The following is a 12,757-nucleotide window of genomic DNA, read 5'->3' on the forward strand; positions in this document are numbered from 1 at the left end:
CTAAAGGTAAACCTTTATTACCATAATAACAAAACAACTTGTTTTGTCTTCAAAGAGATAGTTCCTTAGAGTGTAAAAGACTATCTGAACGAGAACAAAACAAGTTGTTTTGTTGTTATGGAGATTATCCCCTATTTGGCGGGAGAAGTGACTTTTGTCCCAATACGCTTATCAGAAGCTATTTCGCGGCCTGCCTCGTAGGCATCGAACTCCACCTTCGACTTCGTAAAGTCGGGTACATTGAAAGAGAAGATGCTCTCTTCATAATACTCCTTCGGATGGCGCTGGGGCAACAGAAAGGGTTTTGAGAAGTGCCCCTGTTCGTCGACACTTGCCAGGTAGAGACGGCTGTAAAGCCCATCGTCCCTGCGACTGGTAAAGACTATCCAGTGGGAATTGATGTTCCAGTTGTGATAGCTGTCGGCCCGTTCACTATTGATTTCCTTCAACTCACGCACTTCTCCCGTCTGAAGATCGAGCAGCCACTGATTACTCTCCTCATGCCAGATAGAGAAATAGCCATAGTCCATCAGCGTAAAGAGGATGTACTTCCCGTCGTAACTGGGACGCGGCCATGTGAGACTCTTACCCATAGCCACAGCATTGAAAATGGTATCCACTTGCTCGCCATAACGCCCCGTCTCGGGGTCGAAGGCTATCTTGCAGAGGTTATACTTCTCGTCCTTATAGTGCATTGGATAATCCTGCTGCTTACAGGTCATGAAATACAGTGTCCTGCCATCGGGAGAGAACACGGGCGAGTTCTCGCTCCAGTCTTTTGTAGAGAGCAGCGAGTCCTTAATAATCTCGTGGGTGGCTGGATTATAGACAAACACATCACTTGACAAGTCGAAAACCTCGATACGTTCATTAGGAGCTACATGGAAGCCCTGACGTGTCTGATTAGTCGAGAAAGCACAATACTGTCCGCTTGGATGCCAGTAGGGATAGACCATTGAGCCGCCCAACTGGTCGTTGCTGGCCTTGAGCCATTCACGCTGACCGTCTGTCTGGAACATCGTTGCACCATGGTCGCCACGGACATGGAAGACAAATTGCGAGGGATCGGTCTGCCGCGCCGAGTGACAGTTGACACACATGCCCGGCACTAGGGTATTCTCAATAATAGGATACTCATCGAAGCACGAGAGATCACGCTGGTAAAGGCCCATCTTGCTAAACACCTCATAACCGGGAGCTATGCGACGATAGGTGAGTCCCCACTCATCGAGGGCATATAGACTCACACTGACCGTAAAGTCCTTATACTGCTGCCACTGTCCGTTTTTTCGGGTACATACGGTAAAGGTGAGTTCGCCACCCTTGTTCTGCCGTGTCAGCTCATGCCAGTCAGTGATATCAAAGTCGGCTTCGTCGCCTTGCAGATGCAATTCTCCGTCCTTAGAGCCACGCACCACCACATCCATTGCATCGATCTCAGGATCGGTGCTGTTAAAGTTCAGCGGGGCTATCTCCGCAGGAATCGTCACCCCGACGTAATCGGGATAGATAGCAGGCAACGAGTCCACCTTTATAGGATTCTCTACACCCGACGTACATGCGGCCAGCAGCCAACAGCCAACGACCGCCAGCCAATATACAGTTTTTTTCCTCATTGTCCTACCATTAAATAATACCATACCGTATTCTTGAATCTTTCTAGTTCAGGCGAGTTTTTGTCTGAACCGTACACGTTGGCGAATTCATTCATCCGCCGCAATACATAATCATTGAGGAAACCCTGTGGAGGGTTCTGCCGCTGCTGGAAAAAGGCAAAAGCGATGCCCTCCTGACAACTGCGTGGATTATACGGAATTCGCTTCTGCACTGCCTGTACAAACTGCATGAAGCGTGGAACATCCTTGTCGAGCAGGGGCATCATAAGCAGATACTGCGCTGCCATCATATTCTGCTGGTTGTGCAGGAAGAGCTGTCCGCATATCTTGTCGAGCTCGCGGTCGCTGGACAGGAGGTCATCCTGTAAGCGATACTTCCGAAGTGTGCCGTATAGCGGGTGGGCATCAATGCTTTTGCCTCCCTGGCCGTCGTCCAGCATAGCCATAGTACGCTGAGCCCAACGACGATAAAAAATGGTCTTCTCCAATATCCGCAGGTATTTACGTGCCACCTCATACTGGCCATTGATTAGGTTGGTCTCTGCTAGTCGTTTCATCACACGACCGCTCTTATTGTAATTGGGTATAGCCTCCATTGCCTCGAAAGCGAAACGCTGGGCGGTATTCACCATACCGAGATTAAAATATATCTCACCCTTTAACTGCCCTGTGGCGAAGTTACGCTCAAACTTAGGAAGCAGTCCCTCCGAACCATGCTGATAGAAGTCGAATGCCCGCTCGCCCAGCTGGTTCGTCATGCCTAAAGCTAAGTTGGTGGCACTTACGCTCATCGGCAGGTCGGGCATCTGTTTCTCAGCCTTGGCAATAATACCGTTCCAGTCGCCCACACGCACTAAGTAGTCATATTCGATAAGCTCGTATTTCTTCTTGTCGAAATTCATGGGAATCAATAGAGCTGCTGCTACCACCACGATGACAGAGCAGACAACAGCCCCACGCTTTCCCACCTTACTCAAGGCATGTCCAAAGCGTCTAAAGAATACCAAAGCAACACCCTGCAGCAAATAAACCACAGGTATCGCTATCAAGACATAAGGCAGTGTTGAAGGAACACGGTAATAGCTCACGCCCAGTACCACCCTTATCATTGGGAAAGGCAGATAGTGAGCACTTAGTAACATGCAACCCACCACATAGAATCCCCAGACAGGATGTATCCACAAGGCCACTAACAGTGCCATCGGTCCTATCAGCCAATAAACCAGAGGCAGAATCACCAACAGCAAACACCAGTTCACTATACTGGGAAGGTTTGGCACAATCCTCCAAAGCAATATCAATACCAATGCTATCACCAGCGACACGACATATGTAAGCATGACGTTCTCATCGCCCATCGCATACCAGAGCATCAGGACTGGGATGAAACTCATTACGTATAGTTTGCCCACTATCTTCCGAGGATAGAACAACTGCCACGTGAGCCTCTGTATCAGCATAAAGAGCAGGGCAATAATCGCAGCCCCAATGGTAACCATATTATAGAACTGCACCATAAACTCTGCGATGTATCTTGCCAAGCCGCCAGGCTCAGACATACGCTCCCAGAAATAATCGTCGTCGAAAAGGAACAGTTGCAGCTGTTCCTGATAGGCCAGCGCAAAGGGATAGCAGAATCGCCAAAAGAGGAATACCGCCAAACCGAACAGGATGGTCAGTCCTATCTTCCAGTATTTACTCAGTAATCTCTTCATTCGTATCAGCATTCATCGTTACGACTCTTCCGTCAGGATACTTTCGCTGATACGTCAGCGGGAACATATTCTTCAGGAAATCGTGCAACACACCCTCCTTCAGGTTCTCTGCCATCTGACGGGAGTAGTTCTTATACACCAGATGGAAACTATCGGCACGTTGCTGAATATACTTGGCCCGCACCGTATCACCTTGTTTCTGCAGGTCGGCTATATATCTGCGCATTTTACCCAACTCGCGGTTATGGATTTCCGTACGCGCCTTCCACTTTTCCAGTGAGTCATTCTGCGGTGTCCCCATTGCATGACTCACGCTGTCGATAACCACTCTCACCTCGCCCGGCTCACCAATTACCAACAAGGGTTGAATGCCTACACGGAATCGTAAATCAATAAGGAGTTTATACATCTGCATGCTATCAGTCTCGAAATGGAACTTCCCGTCCTTAATCTCCATTGAGTCAACGGTCTCTGCGGTTTTGGGGCCTGTAAACGGTACAAGGAATATACGTTTGCCCTCAAACTGTTCTCCATTGACAACACCCTGAATCCGACACACATTGCTATTTTGTTTACAACTATAGAACATAGTCACCACAGCCATAGCCATCACACACAATAAAATCTTCTTCATATCTTATCTAATCTTTACTTGTTCTCTCTTATTCTCAAATACTCTTTTATGTACCTCACGGGCGTCTAACTGCACTTTTTCATTTGTAAAATCGATACAGTTATAGGAGTCCATCTCCTCCAGATAATACTTCTTTGGATTACGTTGCGGCAGCAAGAAAGGCTTGCCTGCCTGGCCATTCTCATCGAGGAAAGCGATATACGGCATACTGTAAATCCCGTTCTCGCGACGACTGGAGAATACAAACCAATGGCTATTCAGGCTCCAATTGTGAAAGCTCTCCGTATCCTCACTATTTGCATCTTTCAATGGATGGGTCTCTCCTGTTTCCAGATTCATCAGCCAAAGGTCGGCCTCAGGATGGTTGACGGGGAAATTACCACAATATGTCACATTATACATCAACCACTTGCCATCATACGAAGGACGGGGATAAGTAAAACTCTTATCCAGCACACGAGCATTCAACAAGGTATCCACATGGTCACCATACGTACCTGTTCTGGCATCAAAGGAAATCTTACACAGACTATATTTCACCTTGTTCCATTCTGCAGGCACATTATAAGGTTTAGCTGTACAATAGAACAACGTCTTCCCATCTGCCGAGAAAGCAGGATAGGTTTCCCAGTCGTCTGTCTGTAACAGCGGACAAAGCACAAGTTCATTAGTCCTCGTATCTAAGACGAGAACATTACTATAGGTATCATAAACCTCTATGCGCTGACCTGTCCCGACAAAGAAACTTTGGTGAATGGAGTTCGTCGAGAAAGCGCAATAGTCACCATCAGGATGCCAATATGAATAACTCGTGTTAGCGACAGTACTATCAGTCTTGGTTATCAGGTATTTCTGCTTCCCGTCTTTATAGATCAATGTTCCGCCACAAGAACCACGCATCTGCATATTAAACGTGTGAGAATTGGCACGGTTGGCCACATGGCAGTTCATACACTGACCAGGAACAACACACTCTGCCAAGATCGCAGACTCCTGAAAGCTATGTATATCCCGCTGATAGATACCTATATCGCCTCCAACCTCATAACCAGGAGCAATGCGACGATATGTCACACCATATTCATCAAGTCTATAAGGGCTCACAAACATCTTAAAATCCTGATACTTTAACCACTGGCCGTCTTTCTTGATGCATACCGTAAACGACAACTCCCCCCCGACATTCTGCTCAGTCAACGCATGCCAGTCGTCAATATCAAAGTCAGCCCACTCTCCGTTTACATGCAGTTCACCTTGCTTACTACCCTTTACGATCACATCCATACAGTCGATATCCTCGTCTGCTGAATTAAAATTGAGAGGAGCAATATCGGCAGGAATCGTTACACCGATATAATCGGGGTATATAGAAGGCTGTTGATTGAGGAATGTCGGATTCTCTGGTATATCTGTACACGACGAACCGACAATAGCTAATAGCCAACAGCCAATAGCCAACAACTTATATGATATTTCAGTGAACTTCATCATTACTTTCATCTTTTTTCCTTTCTTCCATCATCCGTTTTACATAGCTCGCATAGGGCGAATCGGAGACAATCCCCCGTTTCTGAATGCACAGCATGGCATCCTGATACCCAATTGGCATCGTCCGATAACCACTATACTTTCCCGCCACGGGCATATACTGCATGAATCCCTGCATCTGGCCTTCCAACAACATCTGACCCATAAAGTATTCAAGAGCCATGGTGTTCTTATTGTTGTTCATAAACAATATACCAAACATTTTGTACAGTTCAAGATGACTATAGAGGAAGTCGTCCTGATAGCGCAACCGACGTAGCTTGCCATATACGGGATGTCTGTTTATTGCATCCTCATTTGCCAACAGAGCCTCGGTCGCGACAGCCCAGTCATGATAATATAAACTACGTTTCAACAGATGAAGTTGTTTCTTTGCCGTCTTATAGTGGCCATTCACAATCATACATTCCGCTATTCTCTTGGTACAGCGGCCACTTGTCCGTCCGTTAAGGATAGACTCTTGTGTATCAAAGAAATAGCGCAAAGCAGAGTTCACCATACCCAACCGCCAGAATGTTTCTGCAGAGGGGAGCATCGAGGTCAGATCACGGATACGAGGCATGATCAACGCATCCGAACCACTCTGATAGAAGTCGAACATCCGATCAGCCAACTGATGCTTTTGAGACAAGGCCAGATTCACACATACGGAACTGAACGGTGTTTTTACCTGATACTCCTGAGCACGTTTCACGATATCATCCCATCGTTCGTTTCTCACCAGATAGTCCTGACGGATAAGTTCAAACATATCCTTGTCATAGCCACTGGTCATACCTATATAGCCCAATACCAGAGCCACCACAAACTGTACAGGCATATGCCATCTGACAGACTTTATCAGCGACTGCACCACGAAAACGATGATCACCACAACAGGGATTATCCACATCAGTGCAGGCAACATCATCGGGATACGGTAATATTGCTCAGGCAGGAAAACCATCTCATGCGTCCACTGCGGCAAGAGGAAACGATAGGCCAGTAACTGCAGAGCCAGCAAATACAACAGAAGAAGCCAACCTACAGTCTTAGGAAGTTTAAACCATCGCATCACCACATAAATCCAAGCCAAAGGTCCCGACAACCAATACACCAGAGGCACCAGCGCCATATCAGCCAGCAGGCCCGTTCGTCCAGAAAGCCTGTTCATCCTGTTTACTCCGACGGCGATCATAACCGCCATAGCATAACCTAACAGGACACTTGGATCGCCTAAAAGCCACAACAACAAGGCTGCAGGAATCCAGCCAGCCAACCATCCAAAGCCAACAAACAGAAGCGCTAACAGCAGTGCCCCTAACCATTCTACATAATAGAACTGAACGATAAACTCACCCAACCAGTCAGCAAAGCCACCAGGCACACTCACACGTTCCATGAAATAGTCACCTGTCCACAGGAACAACTGATATTGCTCTTGATATGACAATGCGTGAGGATACCACACATACCAAAACAAGAACACGCCAATGCCCACAAACAAAGACAACCCATTGTCTAAATATTTCACTTTCACCTGATTCATAAACGCCGCTAAGTTACTAACATTTTCTGACTCCACCAAATAATATATCAAATAACAGGCCTTCGCTATTGCTCTTTCATACTATTCAAAGAAATGAACGTCATTCTCTGCCGGACATCTGCCGGAGACAACGATGAACGCAGAAAGCATTGGACTGGGACTCCCGGAAGCAAGTCAAAATAGTTCTTATCCGACCAGTACTTCTCTGCATCCAAAGAAATAGCCAAAGCACGCACAAACTTATCAGACTTGATGGTGATGATACATCCACCATCGACTGCATCCACCTGAAAAGCTAGTTTCGCAGGCAGTAGTCGCAGGTCTTTCTGTAAACAAAGGAAGCTATTGGCCTCATATGCGACTCCAGACGAGGCTGTAAGGCTCATGTTTACGACGACATCCTCACGCTTATGTTCTTTCAGCAATTCTGATAAAGACTGCTTAAGTAACAAAGTCGATGTATTGGGTAAAATCACCTTTGTCTGTGTCTGTGTATGAACCGTCTGCCCACTGAGAGTATAGACAGTTAGTCTCAATCTCACCTGTTGCCTGAGCTGCAGATCGTTGACTGCATAGACAAGCAAACTGTCCCCTTTCGTAACTGCAGAACAGAGTAGTGGCTCAAAGGCATGGCGCACCATATAGTGAGCCGCCTTCCAATGACCATAATAATCACGGGTAGACCAAGAGGCTACAGGCCAACAGTCGTTATGCTGCCAGAGCAATGACCCCATACAATGAGGCATATCACGGCGATGAGATTCTATGGCTGTACGCATGGCATCACCCTGGAGCAGCTGTGAGGCATAGAGGAATTGCCGGAAATCACGAGGATGACCATATTCATTGTTGACATACCACTCAATGACCTTATTGGCCTCCACGCCACCCCGTTGATGCCACATCATCAACTGGCTACCGATATCATGAGTAGTTGTGTCAGGTGCATAGCGGAGTACCGAAGCATATTCTGGAAATGACTGCATGCCATACTCAGAGAAAAAATGGGAAGTCTCTTGATTATACATGCTGACAGGCATGCGCCGATGCCCGACGCCATAGAAATGACGGTCACCGTTCACGCCATCGCTACCATGCCCACGTACGGAGTAAGGCGATCCTGGAGTATAGATATCATCGGGAACCAACTGACTAGTTATTTCTTGCAGCACATCATAGTAAAGATGTTCCTGCTGTTGTTCCACCAGCCTGGCACCTTCAGGATCGGTTTTCTCCATACGCCCTTTCCACCCCCAGTTATACCAAGCATCCAGGCATTCATTACCGCCACACCATAGAACGATACAAGGATGGTTACGCAAACGACGGATATTGTCATCAGCTTCCTGACGCACACTTTCCAACCAGTCACCCTCAGCCGGATAGGTGCTGCAGGCAAACATAAAGTCCTGCCATACCATCAACCCCATCTCATCACAGAGATCATAGAAGATATCGTTCTCATATATACCTCCACCCCAGACACGAATCATATTCATGTTTGCCAACACAGCATCTCGCAAAGTCTGCCAATAACGCTCAGGTGTAACAGTGGTCAGGAAGTTATCTTGTGGTATATAATTGGTCCCCTTTGCAAATACTCTCACGCCATTAAGTACGAAATAGAACTGACTGTTACCTTTTTCATCCGGATCCATCACTAATCTAACAGAACGCAATCCAATACGTTGCTCATTCCGCGCCATAAGTTTTCCATCTGCGACAACATTCGTCATAAAAGTGTAACGCTCAGGCTTTCCCAAACCACGACACCACCATAGCCGAGGATTCTTAATGACAAAATCCACAGATACAGTGTTCTGCCCTTTCCGTAATGAACACTTTTTTTGGACTACACTCCTACCTTTATTATCCATCACAGTAATCACGGCATTAGGTATATCAATATCAGTCTCTATCTGCACTTCATCCCTGACGATTGCTTTTTGTTTGCTGACCTCACACTGATGAAGATAGACATCCGTAATACGGGCCTTGCTCCAAGCCTCCATATACACATCACGCCAAATGCCAGAGGTGACGAGTCGTGGTCCCCAATCCCAACCATAGTGATAGCCTGCCTTACGAGCAAATACGCTGAGTTTTCTATCCTGTAGTCCGCCATTCTCCGACTGATCATTGGCAGCATCATAAAGCCCTGAGTGCTTTTCCCACTTAGGCATATCTACCTTTATTGGAGAATGGAAATATACACGTAACACGTTATTATCGACTCTTAACAGCGACTTGACATCGATTCGCCATCTGCGAAACATATTATCCGCCTCTAATATCTTATGATCATTCAGATAAACATCAGCATAGGTGTCAAGCCCATCGAAACAAAGATCAACATGTTCCTCGGCTAAGACACCATCAGTCACACGGAATGTAGTCTCATATAACCAGTCTTCCTTGTCAACCCATTGAACGTCCCGTTCATTTAGCCCTATATAAGGATCCTTTATAAGCCCTTGGCGCATTAGGTCTGTATGCACAACCCCCGGCACCACAGCAGGGTATCGGCTAGACTGGTGCGTTAACCCGAACGTCCAATTATCATGCAGATACCGGCGCTGTTCTGCCAACATTTGATTACAAGATCCTGAGATCATTAGAATGATAACTAAACACAATCCCCTCATCATTTCCCTATTCTTTAGAGTGAATTAAGACCTCTTGTAGCACAATGCCTGGATCGAGCAGGTAAATACGCAGCCGTTGACGACCTGTGGCAGCAACGGACAGCGAGCGTGAGGCATAGCCACACAGTACGTTTGAGCGCCACTCTGCAGTAAAATCCTCAGTCTGGATAGAGAACACCTGCGGTACGGTATCACCGAGTTGGACCGCATAGCGGGCATCACGCCCCTCATAGAGATGAAGTGTAGGCAACGTCCGCACTTCGATTGTGGTATCACCATCATATAGATCCAGTTCATATTCAACAAAAGGAGCCTTCTCTATCTGCTGATAAGATGACGTATCAAAAGGTTGCGCTAAAACTCCATCAGTATAACCTAAACCTTCTACGCGCTCAATACCACCCTGTGCGCTCTGATAGAGAGATGCAGGAATCCTGAGGCGAGGCTCTCTTTCAAACGGAGGATAGAGCCCAATGTATATCTTATAGATACGGGTACCAGGTTTCAGACTGTTAATAGCGAGGGGGTTAGAACCTTTCTTCAGGTGCAACATGCCGACACGACTCCACATCGGACCGACATAAGAAGCATGCCATATATTATTAATAGGTGTCGCCGAGGCATCGTAATTACCCGAGTCAGAGACGACATGACAGAATACGTTGTCCTGAGCCGCTTTCGAGAAGTTCTCAACAGGTGTTAATGCCTCTATCCAAAGGGGTATATCACCTTCCATTTCACTATCAATGCTGACGCCTTCAACAGAGACAGCTTCGCAAACAGGGAGGAAGCGCGGCTTAGGGCTGTTCTGAACCTGTTCCAACACCTCTGGCGTGCAGTAAGGCGGATCTATCTTTTCCGAACGGAACCAATGGTAGGGCTGCCAATTGAAGAAATCTGCCCACTTGCCGTCAAGGATTCCGTTATTATAATGATCTGTCCATGCATTCAGCCGGTCAAACATCTCTTCCACACGTCGGCCATCTGCTATGGCCTCATCACCATCACCTGTCGTTGCCCTCACCATACTACGACGAGCCAGCAACTGATATTCATTTATCATGGCAGCACCACGAATAGGATAGTGCACCAGTTCGAAATAGGCCGCCTTTAACGGTTCCGGGATACGAGATGACAACTCATCTGCATGAGCAGCCAGCGCACGCCATTGAGCTATACGCTGCCCAATCTGCTCATCGCTGTAATTTACGAACCATACATGGGAATCTTTGCCTGCAGCCTGTAACCGATAGTAGCCTGCTAGCATATCGGCGATCTCTGGTGCCAGGTCCCGGCTGAAAGTCTTTGCTGCCCAATATCTTGTATAGTTGTGTGCCTCGGTAGGTTTCCATCGATTAAGATTCCACGCCAAGTCCATCACAAAGGATATCTCTTTTTCCGCAGGTTTGATATCTCCGACGTTAAACACCCAGATTTTCCTGGCACCATATGTGTAAGCCTTGGTGAGCTCTGTACTGAGAAAGGCGGGCGAGAGCGGACTGAGCCATATCCAACTGGCAGGATCACCATGATACGACAAATGGTAATATATGCCTGCTCCACCTTTTCGTTGTAGCTCCTCTGGGTTGCAAAGATTACGACAGTAGCCATGCTTATCGTCACTCCAGAGCAGCGTCACATCATCGGGCACCTTCAATCCATGATGATAGGCATCAAGCACCTCCTCGTAAGTACAAAGAACCTGAGGAATCTCTTCTATTGCCTTATGGATGTTACGGCGCAGAATGTTGCGCTGATCGTCAATGGCCTGCTGCATCAGAGCCACACGTTCTGCAGTTGTATGGGCTCCCTCCATCGGATAATCATGGATACCGCGCAAACCAACGATATAGGTGTTCTCATATTTCCCGTTGACCTTAATACGCTCCTCCCAATAATCCTGCATCATCTGGCGGTTGGTTATATAGTTAAAACTACCAAGTCCGGCCTCACCTATTGCCTTTGCCCGCTCGTTTACAGCCTTCCACTCTCCCTCGTTATTGCGCAGCATCTGTTCACAGTGCGACGATCCCATCACGATCGCATAGTCGTCTGCCAGACGTGCGTTTTCCGGATCATCATTGAAGGCTTGGGTCCCTGGATGCATGGCAGGCCAAAGGTAGTTGGCTTTCAGACGCAGCAACAACTCAAAAACCTTTTGATATGTCTTTGGACCAACTTTCCCCTCAGCCTTTTCGAAATGATGTTCAGCCCAGCGCGCCCATCCGCCAAAGCGCTCGTCGTTAATAAAGATACCGCGATACTGTACTGCCGGTTCACCCTGACAAAAAAAGCCCGGTTCAACATAAAGTACTTTTTTACGAAGCGGCTTCACATCAGCCCACCAATACCATGGTGACACGCCAATAGCCTCAGAAAGAGATGTCAGTCCGAAAGCAGTCCCTCGTCGGTCGCTGCCGATAACAAGGAGCAAAGGGGCATTGCCCTCTGGCTGCTGAACAGTGGTGATGATATACGACTCCCACTTACCTCGAATACCACTGACATCTATTTCCAGGCTTTTCACCAGTCTGTCTACTAGTTGGCTCTTTCCTAATGTACCCGACACGATGCAAGCATCCTTTGGCAGTGATCCCACAGCCTGGTGTAAAGGTCGAAGTCCCGTTACTCTTTCCACATCATCGGCCAGCATCTCTGCTGCAATCTGCACGACATTATAATCATTGGCATCTGTATATATGGCTACCGCCTTCTTCTCAGTTGCCAAGGAAAACCACCCCACGTGCACATCCTCAGCCACTATGGGGACGTTCGCTTGAACGACAGGTCTGCCTACCGCATGGGGGAGCTGTATCATCAACTGTGTTATCAGAATCCAAAATACTTTTTTCACGCCTTATCAGTTTTGGTCAATACGCTGCTTTGTTCTATTGTTCGTATCTAGTTGCAAAGAGTCTTTACGCAAGCGAAATAGACATCGCCCCGCAGCAAAGCAAGTGCTACGGAACAACTGAAATACTAAAACCTCAAAAAGATTTTCTAGCTATTGCTTGCTTCATAATAGTTGCAAAGATATAACTTTCCTACATATAAAACAAATCCATGGATTA

Annotated in this window: 7 protein-coding genes; all 7 read right to left on the minus strand. The window is 47.1% G+C overall.

The window, feature by feature from the left end; genetic code table 11:
- Positions 1-131 precede the first annotated feature (131 nt).
- Positions 132-1,616: a TolB family protein gene (locus tag BMX82_RS03825; protein WP_177172010.1), complete on the minus strand. Its 1,485-nt coding sequence runs from the start codon at positions 1,614-1,616 to the stop codon at positions 132-134.
- Positions 1,613-3,331: a DUF6057 family protein gene (locus tag BMX82_RS03830; RefSeq protein ID WP_091766310.1), complete on the minus strand. Its 1,719-nt coding sequence runs from the start codon at positions 3,329-3,331 to the stop codon at positions 1,613-1,615. Before BMX82_RS03830 ends, BMX82_RS03825 begins: the two co-directional genes overlap by 4 nt.
- The gene (locus BMX82_RS03835; RefSeq protein WP_091766313.1) at positions 3,312-3,965 is read right to left on the minus strand and encodes a DUF4369 domain-containing protein; all 654 of its coding nucleotides are present in this window, start codon (positions 3,963-3,965) and stop codon (positions 3,312-3,314) included. The genes BMX82_RS03830 and BMX82_RS03835 overlap by 20 nt, the downstream gene beginning before the upstream one ends.
- A gap of 3 nt (positions 3,966-3,968) precedes the next feature.
- Positions 3,969-5,465 carry a TolB family protein gene (locus BMX82_RS03840; RefSeq protein WP_231622202.1) on the minus strand — a complete coding sequence of 499 codons (1,497 nt, stop codon included), beginning with the start codon at positions 5,463-5,465 and terminating at the stop codon, positions 3,969-3,971.
- Positions 5,440-7,041: a DUF6057 family protein gene (locus tag BMX82_RS03845; protein WP_036911654.1), complete on the minus strand. Its 1,602-nt coding sequence runs from the start codon at positions 7,039-7,041 to the stop codon at positions 5,440-5,442. Before BMX82_RS03845 ends, BMX82_RS03840 begins: the two co-directional genes overlap by 26 nt.
- A gap of 65 nt (positions 7,042-7,106) precedes the next feature.
- Positions 7,107-9,689 carry a beta-mannosidase gene (locus BMX82_RS03850; RefSeq protein WP_410524401.1) on the minus strand — a complete coding sequence of 861 codons (2,583 nt, stop codon included), beginning with the start codon at positions 9,687-9,689 and terminating at the stop codon, positions 7,107-7,109.
- Positions 9,690-9,693: 4 nt separating this feature from the next.
- Entirely contained in the window at positions 9,694-12,540 is a 2,847-nt protein-coding gene (locus tag BMX82_RS03855; protein WP_143058307.1) for a glycosyl hydrolase 115 family protein, read from the minus strand.
- Between the last annotated feature and the right edge of the window lie 217 nt (positions 12,541-12,757).

It is taken from the genome of Prevotella sp. khp7 (assembly GCF_900109055.1).
In the GTDB taxonomy this organism is placed as follows: Bacteria; Bacteroidota; Bacteroidia; order Bacteroidales; family Bacteroidaceae; genus Prevotella.